15 protein-coding genes are annotated in these 25,586 nt (G+C 58.7%); 9 read left to right on the top strand and 6 right to left on the bottom strand.

The features are described 5' to 3' along the window. Positions 1 to 54: 54 nt before the first annotated feature. The 3 genes from BUA94_RS06750 to BUA94_RS06760 are packed head-to-tail and all read left to right on the top strand — an operon-like array spanning position 55 to position 3,554. Positions 55 to 1,401 (top strand): capsule biosynthesis protein, encoded by a 1,347-nt coding sequence (locus BUA94_RS06750; RefSeq protein ID WP_073010389.1) that lies wholly within the window; start codon positions 55 to 57, stop codon positions 1,399 to 1,401. Beyond that, the gene (locus BUA94_RS06755) at positions 1,385 to 2,707 is read left to right on the top strand and encodes a capsule biosynthesis protein (RefSeq protein WP_073010392.1); all 1,323 of its coding nucleotides are present in this window, start codon (positions 1,385 to 1,387) and stop codon (positions 2,705 to 2,707) included. Before BUA94_RS06750 ends, BUA94_RS06755 begins: the two co-directional genes overlap by 17 nt. Before the next feature lie 34 nt (positions 2,708 to 2,741). Next, positions 2,742 to 3,554 (top strand): SDR family NAD(P)-dependent oxidoreductase, encoded by an 813-nt coding sequence (locus BUA94_RS06760; RefSeq protein ID WP_073010396.1) that lies wholly within the window; start codon positions 2,742 to 2,744, stop codon positions 3,552 to 3,554. Between the two features lie 39 nt (positions 3,555 to 3,593). Here BUA94_RS06760 and BUA94_RS06765 read toward each other — a convergent pair whose 3' ends face one another. From BUA94_RS06765 to BUA94_RS06775, 3 genes are all read right to left on the bottom strand, one after another. Continuing rightward, positions 3,594 to 4,979, bottom strand: coding sequence for an aminotransferase class I/II-fold pyridoxal phosphate-dependent enzyme (locus BUA94_RS06765; protein WP_073010399.1), 1,386 nt, complete (start codon positions 4,977 to 4,979; stop codon positions 3,594 to 3,596). Continuing rightward, positions 4,976 to 12,577: a type I polyketide synthase gene (locus BUA94_RS06770; protein ID WP_073010402.1), complete on the bottom strand. Its 7,602-nt coding sequence runs from the start codon at positions 12,575 to 12,577 to the stop codon at positions 4,976 to 4,978. The genes BUA94_RS06765 and BUA94_RS06770 overlap by 4 nt, the downstream gene beginning before the upstream one ends. A 504-nt stretch (positions 12,578 to 13,081) precedes the next feature. Next, entirely contained in the window at positions 13,082 to 14,296 is a 1,215-nt protein-coding gene (locus tag BUA94_RS06775) for a winged helix-turn-helix domain-containing protein (protein ID WP_073010405.1), read from the bottom strand. A 104-nt stretch (positions 14,297 to 14,400) separates the two neighbouring features. On the opposite strand from BUA94_RS06775, the gene BUA94_RS06780 reads away from it, so the two are divergent. From BUA94_RS06780 to BUA94_RS06795, 4 genes are all read left to right on the top strand, one after another. Continuing rightward, positions 14,401 to 15,150, top strand: a complete 750-nt coding sequence (locus tag BUA94_RS06780; RefSeq protein ID WP_073010407.1) for a sulfite exporter TauE/SafE family protein — start codon at positions 14,401 to 14,403, stop codon at positions 15,148 to 15,150. A 197-nt stretch (positions 15,151 to 15,347) separates the two neighbouring features. Further along, positions 15,348 to 16,160: a ferredoxin--NADP reductase gene (locus BUA94_RS06785; protein WP_073010410.1), complete on the top strand. Its 813-nt coding sequence runs from the start codon at positions 15,348 to 15,350 to the stop codon at positions 16,158 to 16,160. Positions 16,161 to 16,494: 334 nt separating this feature from the next. Continuing rightward, positions 16,495 to 17,406: an N-acetylneuraminate synthase family protein gene (locus BUA94_RS06790; RefSeq protein WP_235860453.1), complete on the top strand. Its 912-nt coding sequence runs from the start codon at positions 16,495 to 16,497 to the stop codon at positions 17,404 to 17,406. Positions 17,407 to 17,421: 15 nt separating this feature from the next. Further along, positions 17,422 to 17,901 carry a KdsC family phosphatase gene (locus BUA94_RS06795; protein ID WP_073010415.1) on the top strand — a complete coding sequence of 160 codons (480 nt, stop codon included), beginning with the start codon at positions 17,422 to 17,424 and terminating at the stop codon, positions 17,899 to 17,901. A 37-nt stretch (positions 17,902 to 17,938) separates the two neighbouring features. Here BUA94_RS06795 and BUA94_RS06800 read toward each other — a convergent pair whose 3' ends face one another. Continuing rightward, on the bottom strand, positions 17,939 to 18,874 hold the full coding sequence (locus tag BUA94_RS06800) for a class I SAM-dependent methyltransferase (protein ID WP_073010418.1): 936 nt from the start codon (positions 18,872 to 18,874) through the stop codon (positions 17,939 to 17,941). 338 nt (positions 18,875 to 19,212) lie between these two features. Here BUA94_RS06800 and BUA94_RS06805 point away from each other — a divergent pair, with 338 nt between their 5' ends. Continuing rightward, a complete protein-coding gene (locus tag BUA94_RS06805; RefSeq protein ID WP_073010421.1) occupies positions 19,213 to 19,938 on the top strand; it encodes an acylneuraminate cytidylyltransferase family protein in 726 nt (241 codons plus the stop codon). After that, positions 19,939 to 21,069: a polysaccharide pyruvyl transferase family protein gene (locus BUA94_RS06810; RefSeq protein ID WP_073010424.1), complete on the top strand. Its 1,131-nt coding sequence runs from the start codon at positions 19,939 to 19,941 to the stop codon at positions 21,067 to 21,069. Between the two features lie 43 nt (positions 21,070 to 21,112). Here the strand turns inward: BUA94_RS06810 and BUA94_RS06815 are convergent, their stop codons facing one another. Then, on the bottom strand, positions 21,113 to 22,972 hold the full coding sequence (locus tag BUA94_RS06815) for a tetratricopeptide repeat protein (protein WP_073010426.1): 1,860 nt from the start codon (positions 22,970 to 22,972) through the stop codon (positions 21,113 to 21,115). Positions 22,973 to 24,435: 1,463 nt separating this feature from the next. Further along, positions 24,436 to 25,479, bottom strand: coding sequence for a tyrosine-type recombinase/integrase (locus tag BUA94_RS06820; protein ID WP_073010428.1), 1,044 nt, complete (start codon positions 25,477 to 25,479; stop codon positions 24,436 to 24,438). Positions 25,480 to 25,586 lie beyond the last annotated feature (107 nt).

Genomic DNA, 25,586 nt, shown 5'->3' on the forward strand with positions numbered 1-25,586 from the left:
TCCGGTTGGAAAGTTTCATGATCGGATGATGGATTGTAGCAGCAGGGGTCCCAAATGAGCTCCGGCCAGAAGGTCTTCCTGTTTCTGCAGGGCCCGCCAGGAATCTTTGCGCGTACGGTGGCGGATGAACTGGAGCTGTTCGGCTGCCGGACGCTCCGGATCAATCTGTGCCCGGGGGACTGGCTTAACTGGCACGATCACCGCTGTACGAACTACCGGGGCAGCCTGAAGGCATGGCCAGCCTTTTTCGAAGCCTTCTGCAAGGAAAACGGTGTCACGGATCTGGTCTATTATGCCGATCGTGTGCCCTATCATGTAGCGGCTGCCGAGATCGGTGCGAAACTCGGTCTGACCTGTTCGACCTATGAGTTCGGCTATCTGCGTCCCGACTGGATCACGCTCGAACGGGTGGGCATGTCCGCCCATTCCCATTTTCCAAATGATCCTGATCTGATCCTCCAGCAGGCGAAGGATCTGCCTCCTGTGGATCTGGTGCCGCGCTACAAGTTCACCTTTGTGCAGGAGGCCTTTCAGGAAGTGGTCTACAACATGTCGAACGTGTTGTTCCCGCTCCTGTATCCGCGCTATCGGCGGGACAGGTTCTATCATCCTCTGGCCGATTACCTGAATATCCTGCCGCGGCTGGCGCTGGGCAAGAACCGTGACCGGATTGCGGCTCATCTCATCGATGACGTGATTGCGGCGGGCTGTCCCTATTACGTTTTCCCGCTGCAGCTTCAGAGCGACTACCAGCTCCGCTACAATTCGCCTTTTGATCACATCGCGGAAGCCGCGGAAGAAGTGATCCGCTCTTTCGCCAAGGTTGCGCCCGTGGCCTCGCGCCTCGTGTTCAAGGTTCATCCGCTCGACAATGGTATCGAGCCATGGCGCAAGATCGTGAAGACACTGGCGCGCCGCTACGGGGTCAAGAAGCGCGTCTACCTCATCGACGGCGGCAATCTGGACATTCTGTTGCGCAATGCCGCCGGTGCCTTGACCATCAACTCCACCACGGGGCTTCACTCTTTGCGCGTTGGTTGTCCGACCAAGGTTCTTGGCATTGCCATGTACGACATTACAGGCCTGACTTGCCAGAAACCGATCGACGAGTTCTGGAGAGATGGCAGCCGCCCCGACCAGGAGCTTCTGGATGCACTCGAGCGGCTTCTGGCCGCGACCATTCAGGTCAAGGGTTGCTTCTACACGGACAAGGGGCGCCGGGCAGGCGCCTATGCCATGGCAAGCCGTCTGGCCTATGGTCAGGTGAACCTTCCCGGAGCCTTGTGCACGCATCCGCCTCGTTTGGAAAAGGCCCGGCAGAAAGGCATCCGGACGACCTTTGCCGAGCAGATGGAAGATCCGGTCAAGACAGAGCGCTGGACCCATGCCTGGCAACCATAGGCAAGGCACATCCGTTTCAGATCGCAGTAGGGAGGATCGGCGGATCCTGTTTCTTCAAGGACCGCTTTCGCCGTTCTTCCGGCTGGCCGGAGAGCGGCTGAGAACCGCCGGCTGCGAAGTGTTCCGGATCAACCTTTGCGCCGGTGACTGGCTTCATTGGCACGGCGAGGGCTGTGTGTCCTTCAAGGGCAAGCCTGCAGCGTTTGGTGCGTTTGCGGCAGACTTCATGGAGCGGAACCGGATCACCGATCTGATCTGCCATGCGGATCAAAGGATCTACCACAAGGCGGCAATCGAGGCCGCACAGGCGAGGGGCATCCGTGTTTTCGTCACGGAACTGGGCCTCTTGCGCTCTGGCTGGATGACCCTCGAGCGGGAAGGGCTTGCAACGCTCAGCCGGTTTCCCGCAGATCCAGGTCAGATCCGGGAAATCGCGCAAGAAGTCGGAGAGGTCGACTTCACTCCGGCCTATCCCAAGTCGGCCTATCTCGAGATCGTTCCCGATGTGGCCTACAACCTGACCAACGAGTTTCTCTGGTTCCTTTATCCTCACTATCAGAGGCACACGATCTATCCGCCTGTCCTGGAATACATCAGGGGCGGATGGCGCATGCTCAGGGCAGGCAAGCGGAACCGGAAGGTTGCCCGTGAGATTGAAGATCTGAAGGCCGAGGGCTGTCCCTATTTCGTCCTGCCGCTGCAACTCGAAGGGGATTTCCAGCTAAGGGCTCATTCTCCTTATCAAAGCTTTGCGGATGTCATCGAAGCGGTCATCGTCTCGTTTGCAAAGGCTGCGCCGGCAAGTGCAAAGCTGGTGCTGAAGACCCATCCGCTGGATGCCGGGTTCGAGAATTGGCAGCAGTCGGTTGAGGGTCTGGCTGCCCGCCAGAACCTGTCCGGCCGGGTTCTGTTTCTGGATGGCGGGCGTCTCGATGCCTTGTTTGAGCGGGCCTGCGGGGTGGTGACGCTGAATTCCACTGCAGGGCTTGAGGCGATGCAGATGGGCCTGCCGGTCAAGACGCTGGTGCCCGCGCATTATGCCATCCCCGGTCTGACCTATCAGGGGCCTCTGGATGCGTTCTGGACGGATCTGAAAGCTCCGGACATGGAGTTGCTCCAGGCCTATCTGACGGCGCTGGCAGGCACGGTCCAGATCCGCGGGTCCATTCATAGCCAGCAGGGCACGCAAGCCGCAGCGGACAATCTCGCCCGCCGGGTGCTGGATCTCAGTGTCAATGAACCGGGCGCCTTCGTTGAACCACCGCCGCGGCTTGCCGCAGCCCGTGCCCTTGGTGTCCCTCTCTAGGACTTCCTTCAACCTGCAAGCGGAGCCGGATTTCATGGCTGGAAATGCTCTCAAGACCATCGTCCTGACCGGAGCCAGCGGCGGCATTGGGGAGGCTCTGGCCGCCGAATATGCAGCGCCAGGGATCCGTCTTGCCTTGATTGCGCGGGATCCTGCCAAGCTTGAAGCTCTTGCCGCAGTTGTCCGGTCAAAGGGCGGAGAAGCTGAAACCGCGACGATTGACGTGCGCGACCGGGCTGCCCTTCACGACTATCTGGAAGATCTTGACCGGCGCCACCCGGTGGACCTGATCATTGCCAATGCCGGGGTGACGGCGGGCCTTGGCCCGGACCGCAGCCGCGAGAGCGACGAGGATGCGGACCGGCAGCTGGATATCAACTACCGGGGCGCGGTCAACGCTGTCACCGGTGTGGTGGAGGCCATGCGGCTCAGGGGGCGGGGGCAGATCGTGCTGGTGGCTTCGCTGGCCGGCATGCGGGCCCTGCCGGACATGCCGAGTTACAGTTCTTCCAAGGCAGCATTGATTGCCTATGGCCATTCGCTCCGAGGCTGGTTGAAGCCCTTTGGCGTGCGTGTGACGATCATCTGTCCGGGCTTCGTCACTTCTCCGATGTCGGCCCGCCACAAGGGCGCCAAGCCTTTCGAGATGAGTGCGGAGAAGGCTGCCCGCAAGATGCGCCGGGCCATCGATGGTCGGCGTGCCTTCTACGCGTTCCCGTTTCTGCTGGCGACCGGTATCCGCTTGCAGAATCTTCTGCCGCCGGTGCTGGGGGATCTGTTCATGGGCGGCTTTGCTGCCGAAATCGAACCGGATCCCAGATACAAGAAGAGCCGCACCCCAGAGTGAGATGCGGCTCTTGATGATCTGAACGTTTAACGATCAAGCTTACTTGGCTGCCTGCTTGAGGCGGTCGAAGGTTGTGCCGCCTGTCTTGAGCTTGGCCAGTTCTTCCGCAGTGACGTCGACCGCGCGCCGGATCTGATCTTCCGTATGCTCACTGGTAATGAAGAAGCGGATCCTTGCGGACTTTTCCGCAACCGCCGGGAAGATGATCGGCAGGGCGTTGATGCCGCGCTCCAGCAGCTTGTTGGAGAGGATTGCCGCATTGACGCTGTCACCAACGATCACCGGGACCACGGAATAGCCCGCGCTCGGGCCCGTATCGAGACCGGCTTCCCGGGCAAGCTTCAGGAACAACTGGCCGTTGGTCTGCAGCTTCGCAACCCGCTCCGGCTCCCGCTCCATCACTTCGGCAGACTTGATCGCCGCTGCGGTCAGGGCTGGGGAAAGACCGACCGAGAACACGAACCCCGGAGCCGTCACGCGCAGATAGTCACACAGGACCTTGGACCCGGCGATATAGCCGCCACAGGACGAGAAGGTCTTGGACAGGGTACCCATCCAGATCTCGACTTCGGTCGGGTCAATGCCGAAATGCTCGGCGATGCCATGGCCGCGCTTGCCGAGAACGCCGATGGAATGGGCCTCATCGACCAGCAGCCAGGCATCGTAATTCTGCTTGAGCCGCACGACGCGCTTGAGGTCGGGGAAGTCCCCATCCATTGAGTAAAGCCCTTCCACCGCAATCAGGACGTTCTCGAACTTGTGGCGGTTTTCTGCCAGTAGCCGTTCGAGTGCATCCAGATCGTCATGGGGGAAATTGATGCGGGTTGCGCCGGAAAGGCGTGCACCTTCGGCAATCGAATTGTGAACCAGACTGTCGGTCAGGATCAGGTCACCCTTGTTCATCAGGTGGCCGATGGTCGTGACATTGGTCGCGTGGCCGCTGACCATGACAATCGAGGCCTCTACGCCATGGATACGGGCAAGAGCCGCTTCCAGTTCGGCGTGGCCCGGGCGCTCGCCTGCGACGATCCGGCTGGCTGAAACGCTGGTTCCGAAGGTGCGGATGGCCTCTTCGGCTGCCGAATTCACTTCCGGATGTCCGTTGAGACCCAGATAGTTGTAGGAGGCGAAGTTGTCATAGATCTCGCCGTCGATGAGCGTCGTGCCAGCCGCCAATCCGTCGTGGGGACGGAAGAAGGGGTTGGCAATGCCCATCATGTCGGCAGCCGCACGCTGCACCTGCAGCTGCTTGACCTGCGGCAGCTGACGGAAGTCATAGGCTTTCTTTTTCGGCGGCTGGGCAGTTGTGGCTGCGCCAGCTTCGCTGTCCGGACGCCGCTCGCGGGCGGACTTGCGTCCCGCCCGCAGCGAATCCATCAGCTTAGTGCGGTCACTGCCGGCGGCCTTGGTTTTCTCGTCACTCATAGGAACGACCCCAGCTCACGGCTCTTGCCTTCGACCTTTTCCGCCAGATCGGTAAGGCCTTCGACCTCACTCTCGCCTTCGTTGACGTGCTGGGACGCCAGCGTGCGGGATTCCGCAGAGATGGACTCTTCGCCGCCTTCACCCAGAACGCGGGTAGCAACGCGGGTGGACAGGTCGATCAGCGTTGCGCCATTGGCCAGAGACATCAGCGGAATGTCGATGCCAAGCTGACGCTCGGCCCCCATCCGGAGTTCCAGGGCCATAAGGGAGTCCATGCCGATCTCGGACAGCGGCTTGTGCGGGTCGATTTCTTCCGGCGAAATACGCAGGATCTTGCCGATTTCCGCAGCCAGAAGCTTCGCCACTGTCTGGGACGCAGTTACCTTGTCCATGCCTTCCAGCAGGGCAGCAAGGTCGATGGCACCGTCACCGGAGCCAGCATCGTCACTGTCTCCAAGACCCAGGTAGCTGACCAGCGGACTGGACAGCAGCGCAAGGTCGCGGCGGGCAGCCTGCCAGTCAATGCGGGCATAGCCGAGTGCTGCGGTTTCCTGGTCCGACGTACCGCCCGGCAGGCACATGAGGGCTGTCAGGCCATCAAGCGCTTCCTGTGCGGAGAGGGCATGGCGTCCGAGCTTGCGCGACAGCATCTCGTTGACGTCTTCGTTCCGCGCCAGATAGCCAGCATCGGAGATCGCGCCCCAGGCGACGGTAAGGGCCGGCAGGCCTTCTGCCCGGCGCTTACGGGCAAGGCCTTCCAGATAGCCGTTGGCAGCCACATAGTTGGCCTGACCTGGGTTGCCGACAAGGGTCGTGGCGGACGAGTAGAGCACGAAATGCTCCACCGGATCCTGACGGGTCAGGCGGTCGAGAAGTTCCGCACCGCGCACCTTCGGTGCCAGCACCTTGGTCAGGCCGTCATGCTTCAGGTTGGCGATCAGGACGTCGTTCAGCACCATCGCGGTGTGGAAGACACCCTTGATTGCCGGGAGTTCCTTGCGGATCGCCTCCAGCGCAAAAGTCACCGCGGCTTCATCGGTGATGTCGCAGGCGAAGGCGCGGGCGGTAACACCCAGCGCTGCAAGATCGGCAATCGCTGCCTTGGCTTCGTCGGTGGCATCGCCGCGGCGGCTGAGAACAGCAAGGTTCCGCGCGCCGAGGGAACCCAGCCGCTTCAAGAGCTCCACGCCGAAGCCGCCGAACCCGCCGGCAATGACATAGGTGCCATCGCTGGAGAGCGTCAGGCTCTTTTCGACCGGAACGGACTGCGGCACCACTGGCGGACGCAGCACGATCTTGCCGATATGGCCAGCCTGCTGCATGAGGCGGAAGGCATCCACCACCCGGTCCGCTTCAAAGACGCGGTAGGGCAGCGGGGTGAAGGTGCGGTTTTCGAAAAGCTCCACCAGATCCCGGAATAGGGCTTCGGCCAGCGCCGGCTGACGGGTCAGAAGCTGGTCGGCATCAATGCCGAAATAGGTCAGGTTCTGACGGAACGGACGCAGGCCGATCCGGGTGTTGCCGTAATAGTCGCGCTTGCCCAGTTCCAGGAAACGGCCGAAGGGCTTGAGCACTTCGATGCTCCGCTCCATGGCTTCCCCGAACAGGGAGTTCAGAACCACGTCGACCCCTTCGCCCAGCGTGTCGGCCATGACGGCGTCCACGAATTCGAGGCTGCGGGAATCCAGCACAACATCTGCCCCTAGAAGGCGCAGGAAGTTGCGCTTCTCACGGGAACCGGCGGTCGCAATGACCTTGGCACCGCGCCACTTGGCGATCTGAAGGGCTGCCAGACCGACGCCGCCTGCACCGCCATGGATCAGGATCGTCTCGCCAGCCGACAGCTTGGCAAGATGCACCAGAGCGTAATAGGCGGTGAGGAACGTCACCGGAATGGTGGCAGCTTCCTCGGAGGAGACAGAGGACGGCATTGGCGCGCAGCCGCTTTCGTCCACGCTCACATGGCTTGCGAAACAGGCGGGCGCAAAGGTGATCACCTTGTCGCCGGGCTGGAAGCGGGTCACCTTGTCGCCGACAGCCGTGACCGTGCCGCAGCACTCCATCCCGAGGGTTGGCCCGGCAAAGCCGTCTTCCAGAGCTTCTTCCGGCAGCAGGCCAAGGGCCCACATCACATCGCGGAAATTGAGGCCCGAGGCTTCGACGGCGATTTCGACTTCCGAACCGGTTGGAACCGTGCGGGCAACGGCCTGCCAGGCGAGCTGGTCGAGGGAACCCTGACGCAGGATATCCAGGCGCATGGCCGGGTTTGCACCTTCCGGCAGCGTGCTTTCCGGCAGGGTGCCACCCTGGACAATGCGCAGGCCGGAACGATGACTGCCGTCCAGAATGACTTCCTTTTCCGCGCTGTCCTGCAGGAGCTCTGCAGCAATGCGGGCAGCCGCCAGACCCGGTTCCAGATCCGGCGAAACGTCCACAAGACGGATGTTCGCGTTCGGGAACTCGTTCATGGCAACGCGGCCATAGGCCCAGACACCTGCCTGAGCAGGCACATGAGAGGCGCCGCCTGCCAGCGACTGCATGCCGCCGGGAGCGACGATCGTCACATGGGCATCATCTGCCCCGATCGTGTTGAGCAACTGGGTCAGGGACCAGGTACGCAGGTCGGTGGCGGCCAGCGCATCGGCACTGCCGTCATAGGCGCCCAGAAGATGAACCACCTGATGGCCGCTGTCCTTGAGAAGGACCTTCAGGGCCTCCGGATCGCCATCCGGAGAAACCGTCCATGTGCCATCTTCAGACTTGGCAGTCGCGTTACCGGCAATCGCCCGCAGGACCGTTGCGCCTTCTGCTTCAAGGCAGGAGGCCAGTCCGTCTGCAAGCTTGCGGCCACAGCCGTCTTCATCTGCCAGAAGCAGGAAGGTCTTGGCGGGTGTTGCTGTCTCGCCGGCGTCCTCACCCTCGGCAATGACCGGAGCGGCTTTCGGTTCTGAGGAGAACCGGGCAGCCAGAATGTCTGCTTCCAGTTCATCACTGTCGAGAGCGATTGTCTCCACGGTGCCAAAGCCTGCAGCCTCGAGCGCCTTGGCCCAATCCGCGTCCTGAAGCGACAGCGGGAACTCGTCGGAAACGGACTGGCTCCACCAGTCGCTTCCCGTGCCGCGAAGCAGATTGGTCAGTGGCGAAGGCAGGGCTTCTGCTGCGAGCAGAAGGGCGCCGCGCGTACTCATACGGGCAAGCTGGGAAAGCTGCTCACGCGACATTTCCGCAAGCGATGCACCGCACAGGATCAGATCGAAGGGGGCTGCGGCGGTAAGCTCTTCGCTGGAAAACTCCAGGAAAGAGGTCGCCGTGCTGCCGGTCCAGAGCCGTTCAGCGCGGCCAAGCAGGGCGTCGGACGGATCGGTGATGACGGCCTGCATACGGCGCGGATCAAGCCCGGCGTCGATTTCCTGGCCAAGGCTGGAGGACGATGCGCCAACGATCAGAACCTTGAGCGGATCTTCCTTTGGCCAGCTGGCAACGACGTCCTTGCCAAGCAGACGCAGGGCATCGGCGAGCGCGGATGCTGCCGGAGAGGCCGTGCGATAGGCTTCGTAAAGGCCGGAGGCAAAGGCATCCTGCGCCGTCGTCTTCAGGCCATGGGCCAGAAGCTCGGTCAGGTCGGTCTCAAGGCGCGCAAGCAGAGCAGCCTCTGCCACATGCCGGGGAGCTTCCACGGCGATGGCCTGCATCAGATCCTGAGCGGAGGGGCCGTCTGCCGGGTCGGTGAGTGTCCAGACACCAGCGGCCTCTTCTGCCAGATCATTGTCCTGCAGCCAGGTCAAGGTGGACTGAAGCAGCGGCTTGGCGCTGTCTTCCAGCTTGCCCTCTGCAGTCAGGGCTGCGGCAGTCAGCTTGCCGTTGTCGGACAGGCCATAAAGGGCGCTATGGGCAATCGACCGGCCAAGGGCCTCCAGAAGAATGGCGGCATCGCCGAGGTCCGGCGGGGTGTCGCAACCGACACCGGTGGCGCTTGCAAAGGTTTTGAAACCACCCTGCAGAACCTTGTCTGCCGGGGAAAGCCGGCCGGCATCGGGCAGAAGCGCTGCAAACTGGCGGTAAACCAGTTCGTTCGGGCGGGTGTCGCGGCCAAGCTTCACGGCACGGAACCGGGCCTGGGACAGGCGGGCAACGACCTGGCCATTCGCGTCCAGATATTCGAAGGTTGCCTCGATCGAACGGGCCGACGCCTTGGTGACGCGGATGCGGACTTCGACCGGCGGGGTGCCAGCGCGCAGAAGCCGGGTCGAGCCGATGCGGATCGGCAGGAAGCTGGTCTTTTCCGGAATGCCTTCCACCGATCTCAGAAGTGCGAAAAGGCCATGGAAACCGGCATCGACAAGGGTCGGGCACAGGGAGAGGTCTGCCGCTGCGACCACGTCGATCTGCGGGCGCAGGTGAACCGTTGCATTGCGCTGGTCATGAGTGACGACCTTTTCCACGCGGGCAAAGGCATTGCCATAGTCCAGACCGAAGCTCTTGGTGATTTCATAGAGCTCATCATGTTCAAGCAGCGACAGCGTTTCCGTTCCCGCTGCAAGCCACGGCGTGCGGGTCGCGTTGGACACGGAGACGAAGTGGCCACGGGCGTTCAGCCCAAATTCGCTGTCCTGAAGACGCGGACGGGACAGGATCTCGATGACCTTGTCGTCCGGTGAAATACGCACGAGCGTTTCCCACACGTCGCCTTCTTCGAAGACGAGTGGACGCAGGATGTCCAGATCGCGAACTTCGATGGCATCGCTCTTGGACCAGGAAAGGGCCGCCTGAAGCGCCATTTCCGTGAAGCCAGCTGCCGGGAAGACGATGGATTCTTCGACCTTGTGATCCGCAAGCCAGGGCATGGAAGCCGGATCAAGGTGGTTGAACCACTCGGCTGCGTCTTGACGTAGGCGATAGCCCAGAAGCGGCATGGTGCTGCCGACGATATAGTCGATGAGTTCGCCGGTAGGCTCGATCTTGAAGGGCGTGTTCTGCCAGGGATAGAGCGGCAGGTGGGCCAGATCAGACGGGGCAGGCGCGACGAAACGGTCGAGATCCGTGCGGCCGCCATTGGCGAGGATCTGCGCGGCGACCCGGTCCACCGGATTGCCGGAGACAACAGTCCCCTTGGCCGGCTGGTCGAGCGAGCCAAGGATTTTGGCCTTCTTGCCCGATGCCCGCAGAATGTCGTTCATATAGGTGCCGAGTACCGGCTTCGGGCCGATTTCGACCAGAATGCCGTCGCCCGCCTCGATCATGGCGTCGATGGCGGCGGAGAACAGAACGGGCTGGCGCACATTCCGCCACCAGTAATCCGCATTCAGAACCGGCGAGGACCCATCCGTATCTACGGTCGAATGGAACGGAATGACGGCTTCGCCGGGTGTGACACCCGACAGGGCCTTCAGCAGCGGCTCCTTGATCGGATCGACCAGGGCACTGTGGAAGGGATAGGCAAGGTTCAGCCGGCGCATGGCCCACTTGTTCTTGCGGGCAAATTTGGAGAAAGCGTCCAGGCTTTCTGCATCACCGGAAATGGTGACGCTGCGCGGACTGTTGATCGCAGCGACTTCCAGACGGGGCAGGCCGCTCTTGTCGATGGCGGCCTGAGCCTGATCTGCCGGGAGCAGAAGAGCGCCCATGGTGCCTAGGTCGCGGACAACCTCTTGCTCCGTGGAGCGGGCATGAATGACCTTGACGGCCTGTTCGAGCGTCAGGGCGCCACAGCACCAGGCGGCAGCCACTTCGCCGACGCTATGCCCGGCAACACTGTCCGGCTCGATGCCGCGGCTCTTCAGAGACTTGACCAGGGAAACCTGAATGGCGAACAGCAGCGGCTGGGCGATTTCCGTCCGCTCGATGTCGTTTTCCAGATCCTCCGCAAAGAGGGTGGTCAGCAGGGACCAGCCGCCGAGGCCCATGAAGATCCGGTCGACCTGCTCGAAAGCAAGGCGGAAAGCTTCATCGGTCTGGTAGGCGTCCCGGCCCATGCCGGCCCATTGTGCGCCGTTGCCGGAGAAGACAAAGCCGATCTTTTCGGATGGACGCAGGGCATCGCCGGTAACTGCCTTGGGAGCGTCCTCTTCGGCAGCAAAGGCCGCCAGGATTTCTGCTTTCTCGGCAGCAGAAGCTGCGGAGATGACAAGGCGTTCGGCAAGAAGGTCACGGCCATGGGCGGCCGACACGATGAGCTTGGCGGCTTCCTTTTCATCCGCGCCGGCCAGCTTTTCGGCATAGGCCCTTGCCAGATCCTTCAAGGCGGTCTTGGAGCGGGCGCTGATGACCAGGGGCGCGGCGGGCGGAGTGGTGTCTTCGGCTGCCTCTGTCTGCTCGGGATCCGCAATGACGGCGTGAGCGTTGGTGCCACCGAAGCCGAAGGAGTTAACCCCTGCGAGGCGGGGCTTGTCCGATGGAGCCAGTTCCACCGCTTCGCTGGCCACCTTGAGGTTCAGGTCCTCGAAGGGGATGTCCGGGTTCGGCGTTTCAAAATGGAGTGACTTGGGCAGCTTGTTATGCTCAAGCGCCATGACTGCCTTCAGCAGTCCGACGAGACCGGAGACCGGCTCAAGGTGTCCAACGTTGGTCTTGACCGAACCGATATGAAGAGGCGTGCTGCGCTTCTGGCCGATGACCGTGCCAAGGGCTTCGGCTTCAGCCGGATCACCGACGCGCGTGCCGGTGCCATGGGCTTCGACGAAAGCGAGGGACTCGGGCGAAATGCCCATGTCCCAATAGATTTCGCGCAGAAGCCCGGCCTGGGCATAGGCGGAGGGCAGGGACATGCCGACGGTCCGGCCGTCTGCGTTGATGCCGGTCGCAAGCAGCTGGCCATAGCTGCGCGAGCCTTTCAGCTTGCCTGCGCGGCGGGCGCGCAGAACGATGGACACGCCACCTTCAGACCGCACATAGCCATCGCCCTTGGCGTCAAAGGCCTGGCACAGACCGGTCTGGGATAGCATGGTCGCGCGGGAAAAGCCGACGAAGGCAAAGGGGCTGAGCAGCAGGCTGACACCGCAGATGACAGCCGTGTCGATCTGGCCGCTTTCAAGCGCCGAAACGGCTTCATGGAGCGCCACGAGCGAGGACGAACAAGCCGTATCGACCGTGAAGCTCGGGCCGCGCAGGTCATAGATATAAGAGATGCGGTTTGAAATGATCGACAGGGTGTTGCCGGTCATGAACTGCATGTCGGCATTGGACGGGTCGTTCAGGAAGCGGTGGTGATAGTCGAGAGACGATGCACCGACATAGACGCCGGTGTTGGTGCCCGCCAGGTCGCTTGGCTTCACATTGGCATGTTCCAACGCTTCCCAGACCAGCTGCAGGAGCAATCTCTGCTGCGGATCCATCTGGAAGGCTTCACGGGGAGAAATGCCGAAAAAGGACGGATCGAATCCCCAGACATCGTCAATCTGACCTGCTGCCCAGGTGTAGGCCTTGCCGACAACACTCTTGTCCGGATGACCAAAACGGGAGAGCGGCCAGCGCTCGGGATCCACGCTTGTGACTGCACATTTGCCCTGATCCAGAAGCGACCAGAAATCGGCAGCAGATTTTGCGCCCGGCAAACGGCTGGAATAGCCAATGATATCGATGGTTGAGGTAAGCGACGCCACAGATCGACCTTTTATTTATTTGAATTCTGAATGTTTTTTGAAGCTATTTCCTAGCGGAAGTCACATGTCGCCTGTCAGCACTATCAGGATCTTCAATTCTCTTTCCCTCTCCAAGGAATGTCTGCCGGAATGCAAACCTCACATAAAAAACATGAATCAGGATAAGCGCGCCCGCTTTCCTTCGGAATAACCTACCATATGCAACAGGCTGATAGGATGTTTCTAGCTTTAATTTCAGACTACCGCGATTGTTGGGACATTTTTATGATCAGAGTGAAAAAGGGAGACTGACCAAGCGGAGCGCCTGAATAGGCAGCGTTGATGAAGTTTTTCAACTTGAAGGTGGACGTTGCTGATATGTTTCTTTCAAGAAAGGTATCTGAGATTTGGAAAATGTTTCCATGGCGGTTCAACGCAATGTGGTTGTTGAATTTGTTCGTGTAGGTCAATCGCCCAAAGTAGATCTACCCGGTCGCATCTAGGTTTGCGTGAAAATCGTTTATTTCAGAATTTTTGCCAGCCCTCTGCAAATGAAACACTGTTGAGCTCGCAGAAGCGGGCCATGCGATGGAGCTCGCTTTCGAGCTTCTTTTGTCTGGCGGACGTCAGCCGGATGTCGGGCTCAGGCCAGTAAGCCGTCACCAGTAATTGGTCTTCAGACCGGATGGCCTTCATGTCGATGCGCCCGATCAGTCTTTCTCCTTCCAGAACCGGAAAGACGTAATAGCCATAGGTGCGCTGCGGCTCCGGTACGAAGATCTCGATTCTGTAGGAGAAATTGAACAGCCGTTCTGCCCGCTTCCGGTCTCTCAGCATCGGGTCGAAGGGAGAGAGGATGCGGACCCGGCCGGGCGAGGGCTCCAGAAGGGGCGCATGCTCACACAGGCCTGGAAAGGCAAAGGCCTTTCGCGGAGGCTTGCCGTCGCTTCCCTCGATCAGCACCTCCTCGATGTCTCCTGCCAGCTTCTGCCGCTCGCACCAGTCCCTGGCTTCTTGCGGGGTGATCAGGGCGAAAAAGGCGGCCAGTTCGCCTGACGTGCCGAACCCGAGGCGGGTCAATGCTTGCCGGCAAGCCCAGTCGATTGTTTCTTCCGGTTCCGCCGTTGTCTTGCCATGAGCTTCGGGAATAACCCGCTCCGTCAGGTCGTAGACTTTCTGGAAGCCGTTGCGGGCCGATACGGCAAGGGCACCGGTTCGCCACAGATATTCGAGAGCTGTTTTCGAGGGATGCCAGTCCCACCAGCCACCATTGGTGCGAACCTCGTCCTGTCCGACATCGCCGGAGGAAACCGGGCCGTTGCGTGAGATCTGGTCCAGGATCTCGTCGAGCTTGTGCAGGAACTCGTGCTGCTGCCAGTCGGACCAGCGGGTGCGCAGACGTTCACCGTCTCTGGCGAATTTCAATTTCCAGTGCGGATAGAATTCCACCGGAATGACGGAGGCGTCATGGGTCCAGTGCTCGAAGAGCAGGCGGTCTTTTTCAAGGAGCTGCTTGAGGTGTTTGGGCCGGTAGGACTGGCGCCTGGAGGCGAGGATCATGTGATGGGCGCGCGCCACCGTGTTGACGCTGTCGACCTGGACAAATCCCAGATGATCAATGACCCCTTTCAGATCGTCCCCCTTGCCGCTGCCACTCATGGACTGCTGCAGGCCGTGACGCTCCATGAAGAGGCGGCGGGCAAGCGGATTGGGCAGGAGGGGAAGGGAAGGCGCTGACATGAAAAGACTGTCCGGATCAGGTGGGTGTTCGACTATTGCATGGATTGCGCCGGTCTTTGAACCTGCAACCTATAGGAAAAAGCTGGAAATCTGACGGGGCAGGAATGGGCAACACTGAACTTCTTCTCTTGATTGCCGTGGTGTTTACACTGGCGGGGCTGGTCAAGGGTGTCATCGGCCTGGGGTTGCCTACGGTTGCCTTGAGCCTCATGACCGTTTCGACGGATCTCACCACGGCGATGTCCCTGATGCTTGCCCCGACCCTTGCCACGAACATCTTGCAGGCTTTCGGCCGGCGGGGCACTTTCGGGCTCATCGGCAGGCTCTGGCCCTTTCTTCTTCCGGCAATGGTCATGGTCGGTCTTGGCGGGCTTGTGCTGCAAAATGCGAACCTGACGCTTCTGACCGGCCTATTGGGTGTTGTCCTGATCCTCTATGCCGTCTCCGGGCTTACCGGTTTTGTCCTGCATGTGCCCGAGCGCCGTGAAGCGCCCCTCGGGTTTTTCTTCGGGGCTGTGAACGGCATATTGACCGGGATGGTCGGGTCCTATGCGGTGCCGGGCGTCATGTTCCTTCAAGGGCTGAACCTGCCGAGGGATGCGTTTGTGCAGGCCATGGGCCTGTTGTTTCTCGGGTCAACCCTGGCGCTGGGCGTGACCTTGTCCGGTGCCAATATTCTCGATCTTGAAGCTGGCGGCCTTTCCGCATTGGCCTGCATTCCCGCCTTTGCGGGTTTCTTCGCGGGGCAGGCCATCCGCAGGAGGCTTTCGGAGCAACTGTTCCGCCGGCTGTTCTTCCTGGGGCTTCTCGCGCTTGGCCTGTTTGTCAGTGTCCGGGCATTTGGTGCGCTCTAGAGGCGTCCTGAGCGGGCCGGGAAGCGCTCTGGACGGGCGGTTGACCGCCGCCTGCGCGATTGGACGCATGCTTCTTGGGAGAATTTTCTGATATTTTCGTCATTCATGGATGCTTGTTGCTTCATGTCAGGGTGCAACAAGTGGTAGACCACGGAGAATTACGCCCGTTTCCCCCGAGCATGGAAGACAGTAGACACATGAACGTCCTTGCCAAGGCAGCCGACCTGGAAGCCGATGCGCCCGCAGGCGCTTTTGTCCAGGAAGTAACGTCGGTCCAGCATTATACCGACCGTCTTTTCCGTTTCCGCATGACCCGCCCGGCAAGCTTCCGCTTCCGTTCCGGCGAGTTTGTCATGATCGGCCTGATGATCGAGGGCAAGCCGCTCTATCGCGCCTATTCCATCGCGAGCCCGTCCTGGGACGAAGAGCTTGAGTTCTTCTCGATCAAGGTGCCGGATGGTCCGCTGACCCAGCACCTGCAGAAGATCCAGCCGGGCGATGCGGTTCTGATGAAGAAGAAGCCGACCGGAACCCTGGTGAACGATGCCCTGATTCCGGGCAAGCGCGTCTACATGTTCTCGACCGGTACGGGCATTGCGCCTTTCGCCAGCCTGATCCGTGATCCGGACACCTATGAGAAGTTCGACCAGGTGATCCTGACCCACACCTGCCGCGAAGTGGCTGAACTGAAATACGGTCTCGATCTGGTGGAAGAGACCAAGAATGATCCGCTGATCGGCGAATACGCCCGTGAGAAGCTGGTGCATTATGCGTCTGTCACCCGCGAAGACTATCCGTTCAAGGGCCGCATCACCGATCTGATCGAGAACGGCAAGCTGTTCACCGATCTCGGCGTACCGCCGCTTGATCCGGCCATCGACCGTGGCATGATCTGCGGCTCCATGGAAATGCTGCGCGACACCAAAGCCTTGCTCGAAAAGGCTGGCCTCACGGAAGGCGCAAACAACAAGCCTGCCGAATTCGTCGTCGAACGCGCCTTCGTCGGCTGATTTAAGACGGCCTCATTCCAGACTGAAGAAAAGCCGGGTCAACGACCCGGCTTTTTTGCTGAGTCTCCCTTGTTCTTCCGGTTGAAAAGCAGAGTTTCCAGCTACGATCACATGGGAATTGCCGATTTTGCCAATGTCAGAAAACGGAAAGCAGGAGAAATAAACTGGTGGCAAGTGACGTTAAGCTACGTTTCTGCAAGGAATGATGGGACACACTAGGAAAAAAGTATGGTTTGCTGAATAGGTGTGCACGAATCGGAACTCATCATGCGAGATGAAGACATTGGCTCAAATTAAGGTAGTCGCTGAAATCGGCTGCAACCACAAAGGCGACATGTCCATCGCTCGGAAAATGATCCAGATTGCTTCGCAAGACTGCGGAGTGGATGTGGTGAAATTCCAGAAGCGCTGCAATCGCGAGCTGCTGTCTGAAAAAGAGTTCAATACGCCTCATCCCGTTCCGGCAAACGCCTATGGTCCGACTTATGGTGCGCACCGCGAGTTCCTCGAGTTCGACCTGGAACAGCATCGTGAGCTTCAGGCCATTTGCCGGGATTTTGGAGTCGAGTATTCCACGTCCGTCTGGGATCTGACCTCGGCGCGGGAAATCACTTCCCTGCAGCCGTCCCTGATCAAGATTCCCTCTGCGACCAATCAGAATTTCCAGGTGCAGGATTACCTCTGCCGCTTCTTCGAAGGGGAAATTCATGTTTCAACAGGCATGACGACCACCCGCGAACTTGAGACGCTCATCGACTTTTATGAAAAGGCCGGACGGGCGCGGGACCTTGTGCTTTATGCCTGCACCTCAGGCTATCCGGTCGCTGCCGAGGACGTTTGCCTTCTGGAAATCGACAAGTTGCAGCGCCTGTATGGCCGGCGGCTTGGAGCTACCGGTTTCTCCGGACACCATCTTGGAACGGCAATCGACATGGCTGCTGCCGCACTCGGGCTTCAGTGTGAAAGCCATTACGAGGGGGCTGCGCCTTTCCGCTACATCGAACGGCATTTCACGCTCGACAAGACGTGGAAGGGGACGGACCATTCCGCCAGCCTCGAGCCTGACGAGATGCGCCGTCTCTGCGAAGATCTTCGGACTGTTCAGTCTGCCCTGCGTTTCAAGGATACACAGATCCTTGATGTTGAGGTGCCTCAGCGCCATAAACTGAAATGGCGCGAAATGGAGCGGCAGCGGGAAGACGCCGAACTACCGGAACTGGTCAAGCCGCTGAACAGGATGATGTGAGGCAAATATCCGGGCATGGTGCAGATTAAAGCCCTGGTGACCGATTTCGACGGCGTTCATACAGACAACACGGTTCTTGTCGATGAAGAGGGGCGTGAATTCGTCAGCTGTTCAAGACGCGATGGCATGGGTATCGAACTGCTGCGGGAAAAGGGCTTGCATCTCCTGATCCTGTCACGTGAAGCGAACCCTGTTGTTCGAGCGCGTGCCCGCAAGCTCCGTATGGAAGTGATGCATCACGTTCTGGACAAGCTTCCGGCGCTGGATGACTGGCGCCGTGAAGCGCAGCTTCAGTGGGAAGAAATCGCCTATATTGGCGATGATATCAATGACATCGACTGCCTCAAGGCTTGCGGGCTGGGAGCGGTTCCAGCCGACGCCCACAAGGATGCGAAGGTTTACGCAGATCTTGTCCTGACCGAAAATGGCGGTAAGGGAGCGATCCGCGAGCTGTGCGACTATCTCCTTGCGAATGACCTTGTTCTGACACCCTGACCGGTCGGAAGGTCAGAGGCGCAGGGTCAAAAGGCAATCAGGCTGGTTTTCGGGCAATTGCAATCAGGGTATCCGTGGCGTCCTGAGCTTCGAGGTGCGCAGCATAGGCGCGGTCGAGCTCGGGGCTGGAGTGTTGAGCCAGGGAGACATGTCCACCTGGCTTCCGGTTCAAAAGCCAGCCGAGATGATTGGCATAGCCATAGCGTTGCGTTCCTTTAATCTCCTGGATCTCGAAACCGCAGGCCGTCAGCAAGGCTCGCAGACTGTCCCTTGTGTGCAGCACCAGGTGTTCGCTCCAGTAGATGAAATCCCTGTATTCGGGCAGGTCGAGCTTGTCTGACAGATAGTCCCTGGCATGTGGCACCTCGATGAAGACATGCCCTCCCGGTTTCAAGGCCGTCCGGATTGCAGTCAACATTTCGATTTGCCTGGGCAGATGCTCGAGGACGTGAAACAGGGTGATGACGTCAAAACGCCCGGTGATGCTGGAAATGTCCTTGTGAAGCCCAGCCTTGTCTCCAAGCCGCTTTTCAATGAGGTCCAGCAGGTCGTCGCGAATTTCGACGCCGTGAACTTCTGAAGCAATCGGCAGGGCTCCGTCGAGATACAGCCCCCGTCCAGTGCCGAAGTCACATACGCTGCGTCCGCGGATCAATTCGCCTGTTTCCTTCAGGCGGCGTTCAAGATCTCCGTCTGCGCGAGGCAAGGAAACAACGCCAGACTTGAGAGTGACCTCTGCTTCTTCCTTCGCGCCGATGGTCTTTTCGCGATAGTGGCGCGAAAGGTCAGGCAGAGTTCCCAGCAGGATGACGCCAGTGTCCTGATCTCTCCAGACAGGTATGTCGGTATCCCGGGTCCGGGGCCAGTGCAGTTTGAGCGCGCCTGGACGAATTGCGCCAATGGCAGCAAGGTCTTCGGCAAAGGGGGAAGGGCTGAAGGCCGCCGGCCAGGGGGCAGTGTCATCAGGGCGCATGACCGCGGGTCTCCAGACATCGGGACAAAGCTTCTGCCAGTCGCGTCAAGCAGAGCTTGCCAAGCTCGCGTGGGCCGACTGATTCCATAGGAACAGTCTCGCGAATTCCCCTGGAAAGGGAAGGGCATAGCGTCACGGATGAGCGTGATACGGCGCATCGAATTGTTGATAGGCGTTTAACTGTCAGGGGGCACATTGCCTTTGTGGGCAAAGAGTTAAAAGATACTGACGCTTGGGAATCGTGCCCAATGCGGGTTTGACGGCCTTTCCTGTCTCCCGCGTTCCGGACAGGACATGCGCGCATCTCAGGGGTTCAAGGGGGCTGAACAGCAAAATCAATGACTTGCGTCGCTATTGTACCGGCCCGTGGAGGTTCCAAGGGCGTCCCGGGCAAAAATCTCAAGCAGCTCGCTGGACGGCCGCTCATTGCCTGGACGATCGAGGCTGCAAAGTCCGTGGCAGGCATCGATGATGTCATTGTGTCCACGGATGACGAGCAGATTGCTGAGACGGCCCGGAGCTGGGGAGCGACGGTTCCCTTCGAGCGCCCTTCCGATCTTGCCCAGGATCATGTCCACGCCATTCATGTCGTGCTTCACGCAATCGATTGGCTGGAACAGCAGGGACGTACTCCCGATGCGGTGATGATGCTGCTGCCGACCGCGCCGCTGCGCCGGTCCTGGCATATCGAGAATGCCCTCTCGGCCTATCAGCAGGATCCCTCAAAGCCGGTGATTTCCGTCTATCACCTGACAACCTCGATGATCAGTTTGCGCTGGATCGAAGGGGAGACCCTTGTGCCAGCTTTCCCTGCGGATGATCTCAACATCCAGCGTCAGGACGTCAAGCCGATCTATGGCGTAAACGGCAGCATCTACATCGCCTCGCCGCAGCATCTTAAACAGCATCGGACCTATCACACACCGGATGCGCGGGCCTTCGTCATGGATCGTCTGCATTCCATGGATATCAATTCATACGACGACTTCACCATTGCGCAGCATCTCATGCAGTCCCCGGACGTGGACCTGGACCGAAGCCTGCTGAACCCTGAGGAATATTGAATGAGAATTGCACATGTGGGTGCCTGGGGCCGGAACTTCGGAGATTTTGCCCTGCAGGCTGGCGAGATGGCTGTGTTTTCCGCTGATGCCGGAGAACCGCTCGAGTTTCTGCAGATCCATTCGCAGAAGACCCGGTTCCATCCGGACCTGATCGATCACATCAATGCGACTTGCGACCTGATGGTGGTTGGCGGTGGCGGATTGATCTTCCACCGGCCGGAGGATTCCAGCCGTTCGGGCTGGCAGTTCGACATCACCCTGGAAGATCTCGAGCGCATCAAGGTGCCGCTCGCGGTCTATGCGATCGGGTACAACGCATTTCATTTCGATCAGCTCAAGCTGCTTCCCATCGCCATGCAGCATCTCAAGGCGGTGCAGGACAAGGCATTCCTCTTTTCTGTGCGGAACCAGGGCACCAAACGCGCGTTGATCCGCGGTGGGCTGGATGCAGAGCGGATCGAGGTTATTCCCGATCCTGGCATGTATGTGCCGCCGGTGCCTTTTACCTTGCCCAAGGCAAAGAACGGCAGCCTCAAGATCGGCATCAACTGGGCGGGTGACCGGCCGCATTTCCGGTTTGCCGAGCCCTGGGAGCAAACCAGAGCGCAGCTGGTTGATGCCATGTGCGGAGCTTTCGAGGCTGTTGCGGAAAAGCACCCTGACCTTCAGGTCTATTTCCTGCCGCATCTGGAAGAGCGGATCGACAGCGATGTCTGGCCGATGTTCCAGGAAAGGCTCGGCGAGCGTGTCATCAATCTGGAAGACGACGCCAGTTATATCTATCCGCCGTCCCTGACCCAGGTCGGTTTCCTGGCTGATGCCTACCGCCAGATGGATCTGGCAATCGGGATGCGTGGCCATGCGACCATCGTGCCGTTTGGCATGAACACGCCGGTCCTTGGCCTTGGAAGCCATGACAAGGTCGGCTTCTTTCTGGAAGAAGTCGGCATGCTGGACAATTGGCTGTCCAACCAGACCGATGCAGCCGCAGGCGGCGCGGAGGCGATTGCCTCCAAGATCCTGCAGGTGCTTGCAGAGCGTCCGGATCAGAAAGCCAGGATGGCAGGGCAGTTCGAGATCTGCCGGTCCACGACCCGCGGCTTCCACCAGCGGATGTTCTCAGGCATCTGAGGTCTTTCGCCAGACTATCCTGTCCATCCCGCCGGATGCGCGCTCAAAGCCCCAAACGCTTCAGGCGCTCATCCGGTGTTGAGGTCTTGGCCCAGTTTTCCAGATCGACCAGCAGCCGTGGAACGATGTCGCTTGAGCGTTCATCGGGCTGTATGCGGTAGTAGGTCGTGTTGGAGAACCACGGCGGATTCTGCTGGCCCATCAGCACGACGCTGTTGATGGAGCCAAAGCGCCAGCAGGGCACAGCCAGGGCGCCTGCCAGATCGCCGACACTGCTGTTGGCGGTCACCACCAGATCAACGCAGGCGGTCAAGGCTGCGGCGGCGTTCAGGTCATCCATCAGGTCGATGTCATCCCAGTCATGAATCTCGACCCCCAGGGCATCCCTTGCCCACAGCAGCTCCTTTTGAAGCGCAGCATATTGCAGGTTGACGAAGATGACGTCGGGGGTGCGCAGGACCGGTGAGAGCTGAAGGATGCTCAGGTACCAACGGGCCCGCCAAGTGGCGAGTGCCTTCGAGCGCCAGGAGATCCCGACAATCGGCTTGCCTTCCGGGTTTGGAATGCGGGCCATGTATTCGCGGGCAAGGCCCTTGTCGAAGCCGAGGTAGGGGTGTTCGGCTTTCTTGAAGTCCCCAGCATTCCGGCGGAAGTATTTGCCCAGATCCGCCATGCAGCACTGCAGGTCATAGTCATGGGCTTCCTGCTGCTTGGTCAGGTGGTTGAACTTGCCCGGGCGGACCGTAATGCCGGGGAAATTCGACTGGACCAGCTTTTGCAGCTTTACCGGAACTTCTGCGATCAAGTGGCCTGAAAGCCCTTGCGCCTCTTTCAGCATGGAGACGTTTCGCAGGACGTCGCCGATCCCCTGGTCCGTCCAGACCATCAGGGACTTGTCCGGGATGGCGCTGCCATCCCATTCGGGAACGTCAAACTCGCGGCATAGAACGGAAGCGATCTTGTCCCGGAACCTGGCATCGGCATATCGCCAGCCGTTTTCAAAATCGCCCATGGCGAAATAGGAAAGCGAGAGGTTCCAGTCCGCAGTCGGCAGGTTCATGTCTGCCAGCTTCATCGCAGTCTTGAAACAGTCGACCGATTCTGCGAAGCGGCCAATCGCCTGATAGACCACCCCCAGAGTGACCTGACGATGCGGATCGGATGGTTTGGCGGTCGCCGCGGTTTCGATGAAGGGCAGGGCTCTCAATGCCTCGCCCATCTTGAAGAGCACACGGGCCATCTCATGGCTGAGATCGTCGCGATCGGGAAAGAGTTTGAGCGCCGCCTCCAGCTCACTTTCGCAAGCCTCAAACTCCACAAGTTCCAGCCGAGCCCTGGCTCGCTGAACATAGTTTTCCGGATTTTTCGGGTCGAGGCGGACGGCAGCGTCGAAGAACTCGACGGCTTCCTTGAAGCGCTTCTGGTCGCGCAAGAGCAGGCCGTAGTTGCTGTTGGCATCCGCATAGTTGGGCACGCGGCTGATGAGGAACTTGAAGACCTCTTCCGCTTCCTCGGGCCGCTCCAGCTTGGTCAGGGCGATGGCCTTCAGGTTATAGGCTTCGACGATGTTCGGGTTCAGTGCCAGCGCCTTCTCGGCGTTTTCGAGAATGACCTCGGGGCCCGAACTGACGATGTCGCTGTGGGCGCGGGCGAGATTGGAATAGAAGACCCCCTGTTTGGGGGAGAGGGCAATCGCCTTTTCGATGTATTTGATCGCCGAATGCGGATCACCGAGCTGGCGGAAGCTGACGCCGTAAAGATGATTGGCATCCGCGTTGTCCGGCAGCTTCTTCAGGACCAGCTTGTAGAGCTTCTGCGCCTTGGCGAAGTCGCCCGCCTTTTGCAGGGCAAGCGCCTTGTGCATCTTCTCCATCATCGGATTGGCTGCAGCCTTGGGCGCCATGGGTCCTGCCTTGCTCTGGTCTCTGGCCGCTCTCTCGGACGGAGCGGAATCATGGCAAGTCTAGCAGGGCGCCAGGGATGGGGAGACGGTCTTTGCCGGTTTCAAAGGTGTTTCCGCAGGTTTCTGCGCGGTAAAGCTGGATAAGGGCTGCTTCTTGCGGAAGACAGGTGCAAACGCGCAGTTCGCTCTCCCGGAAGGGGACTGCGTTTCAGAGCACGAGTTTTGACGAAAATGGTGGGCGATACTGGGCCTGCCGCTCTCCCTCCCCATGTGGTGAGGGCTGTTGCTGTAATCTCTGCCACCATCGCGCCATAAATACTCAATTTATCACCTCAACTTCCAGTATAGCTTGCTGATGCAAATGTTGTTGTCTTTTATGAAAAGGGTGCTGTGTCTGAGTGTCGCTGGTATTTTGTTGATAATAATTCTATCTATCTCGTATTTTTTTATAACTACGTCTTCTGTTGCGTCTGCTCTCTTTAACTTTATGTCTAATAGGCAATTATTTGAGCTAAAGTATCTTAGATGTAGTTCTTCTGAATTTATTTCAATTTCGTTTGTGTTCTTGCTATGAAGGAGAAATAGCAATGAAAGTGATAGCATTCCAATTGAAACTATTATCGGTTCCGCACTGTAGTTTGTATTGTGTGCTTCAAATGCAGAGGATATTGTAAGTAGTATCGATAATATGAGGAATGAAATAAATACATATCTGTTAAATCTTTGCTTGTATCTGATTTTCATGTGATTCACTCTGTTGGCCTGTGTCCAGGTTGGTAATTATATTCTATTTTATTTGTTTGTTAGTATATTTTATTATTAATTGTGATTTATTGTCTATTTTTCATTTTTATTGGTTTGGTTTTACAATATGCTTCTAAATTACTCAGTTTTATATTTGGGAGTATAGGCCTTTTGTTCTTTTCACCGATAGATGACAGTTTGCATAATTTTCTCCATATGATTGAGAGCCTTAGTGACACGATGAGGCTTGAGATGGCTTCGGAAGAAGGGACGTCCATCGATATCGAAAGCCAGAGCGATGGACTGGCAGGACAACTGTATTCAGCGGATGGGTGGATCTGCAAATATAGCCAATATTGATTGGATACTATGGTAAGTACTTGATTTATAGTAATTTTTTATTATTAAGCGGTCTATCAAGTGAACTTGGGCCTTGCGCCAACTTCCGTGTGTTTGCAAGTCTTGGGTATGGCCTTGCTGAAAAATGCTCAGAAGGATTTTCCACCAAAACGGCTGTTCAAACCGCAGATGAAGAGTTTGGGCAACTGTTGGGATTTTGCTGCTGGTTCGGTGAATTCAACACGCACCAAATTTACAACGATGTGTAAGGAAAAATGGTGGGCGATACTGGGATTGAACCAGTGACCCCTCCCGTGTGAAGGGCAGATGCAAAACAGTGAAAACATGTTTATTTACAATTATATAAGAGGTTCTCGGTCCTAGCTCTGTCTCTGTTTTGTAAATTTAGCTTCTCGGCCGCGTTGGAACGCATCATGAACTTTTTTCGTGCTGTCTTCCGCATGCGCATACGTTTCGAGGGGCAGGCGTGGGCTAGACCACCGGCCTTCTCTGGCAACATCCACGGGGTTTAGGCCTTGGCGCACAATCAACTCTGTGCCGAAGCCATGGCGTCCTGCTGCGTGTGGCGCGATGTATTCTATGCCAGCGTTTTTGCAGGCTGTCTTCCAGGCGTTATAAACCCCCCAGCGCTGCTGATATCCAAATACCCGATTGTTGCGAGCTGGTAGTTTCGCGATTTCCGCCTCCATTTCAGTGGTCAGGCTGAGCCATTGTGCCGGGTGCCCCTTTGATGCAGGGAGCCAGAGCCGGTGGTTCTTGAGATCAAGGTGAGCCGGTTCGATCAGGACTGCCTGGCCGATGCGTGAGCCTGTCGTGAACATGAAGAGGGCGAGGGCGCCAAGATAGCGGTTTGCCTCAGACCGGAAGGCGTCAATCCATGCCCAAGACCCGGGCGTCTTTTCCTGCCTGCTCTGCTTCCCGCGTATGGCGTCTTGTGTTTCGCGCTCCTTGGCGCTGTAGGACTTCACGCGGATGGTGGGAGAGCCAACTTCCTGATGCGCTAGATTGATCACTGCGCAAACTGGGGTCACTACCTGGCGGCGCCATGTGTCACAGGCTGCCATCGGATAGAGTTTCTTTCCCAGTTCACGGACAAGGCGAGGGGTAATGTCCTTCACCTTCATGTTCCCGATCTCTGGGATTACCTTCATCAGGAACTTGGCCTCAGCAGGCTTGGCCGGATAGAGCATGACTGCCCCGGAGAAGGTCAGCTCGTCCTTTTCCTTTGGCGCGTCATCTCCGAGGATCGCGCGTTTCCGCGCTTTGCTTTCGATTGTGGCGAGCTTAGCCCTTGCGACTGTTTCGTCAGATGTTCCAAGGCTTCGATTGACGTAACCGTCGATGCCATCAGTTCGTCCACGGATCCAGAATTTCCTTCCGCGCTGGTATATTTCGAGTGGCATTTCTCGGCCTCAAATATCAAGTCAATGTGCTGCGGGGTAAGAAGAATGGCTCTGCCGAATTTCAGATAGGCGTTGATTGCCCGGGCTTTGGATCTAAGCGCCCGCTC

Origin of the sequence: Roseibium suaedae, assembly GCF_900142725.1 — a bacterium.
Taxonomy (GTDB): domain Bacteria; phylum Pseudomonadota; class Alphaproteobacteria; order Rhizobiales; family Stappiaceae; genus Roseibium; species Roseibium suaedae.

Excerpts from the sequence above, each read along its gene's own strand:
- BUA94_RS06750 (WP_073010389.1), top strand. The coding sequence starts at position 55 with ATGAGCTCCGGCCAGAAGGTCTTCCTGTTTCTGCAGGGCCCGCCAGGA.
- BUA94_RS06755 (WP_073010392.1), top strand. The coding sequence starts at position 1,385 with ATGCCTGGCAACCATAGGCAAGGCACATCCGTTTCAGATCGCAGTAGG.
- BUA94_RS06760 (WP_073010396.1), top strand. The coding sequence starts at position 2,742 with ATGGCTGGAAATGCTCTCAAGACCATCGTCCTGACCGGAGCCAGCGGC.
- BUA94_RS06765 (WP_073010399.1), bottom strand. The coding sequence starts at position 4,979 with ATGAGTGACGAGAAAACCAAGGCCGCCGGCAGTGACCGCACTAAGCTG.
- BUA94_RS06775 (WP_073010405.1), bottom strand. The coding sequence starts at position 14,296 with ATGTCAGCGCCTTCCCTTCCCCTCCTGCCCAATCCGCTTGCCCGCCGC.
- BUA94_RS06780 (WP_073010407.1), top strand. The coding sequence starts at position 14,401 with ATGGGCAACACTGAACTTCTTCTCTTGATTGCCGTGGTGTTTACACTG.
- BUA94_RS06785 (WP_073010410.1), top strand. The coding sequence starts at position 15,348 with ATGAACGTCCTTGCCAAGGCAGCCGACCTGGAAGCCGATGCGCCCGCA.
- BUA94_RS06790 (WP_235860453.1), top strand. The coding sequence starts at position 16,495 with ATGTCCATCGCTCGGAAAATGATCCAGATTGCTTCGCAAGACTGCGGA.
- BUA94_RS06795 (WP_073010415.1), top strand. The coding sequence starts at position 17,422 with ATGGTGCAGATTAAAGCCCTGGTGACCGATTTCGACGGCGTTCATACA.
- BUA94_RS06800 (WP_073010418.1), bottom strand. The coding sequence starts at position 18,874 with ATGCGCCCTGATGACACTGCCCCCTGGCCGGCGGCCTTCAGCCCTTCC.
- BUA94_RS06805 (WP_073010421.1), top strand. The coding sequence starts at position 19,213 with ATGACTTGCGTCGCTATTGTACCGGCCCGTGGAGGTTCCAAGGGCGTC.
- BUA94_RS06810 (WP_073010424.1), top strand. The coding sequence starts at position 19,939 with ATGAGAATTGCACATGTGGGTGCCTGGGGCCGGAACTTCGGAGATTTT.
- BUA94_RS06815 (WP_073010426.1), bottom strand. The coding sequence starts at position 22,972 with ATGGCGCCCAAGGCTGCAGCCAATCCGATGATGGAGAAGATGCACAAG.
- BUA94_RS06820 (WP_073010428.1), bottom strand. The coding sequence starts at position 25,479 with ATGCCACTCGAAATATACCAGCGCGGAAGGAAATTCTGGATCCGTGGA.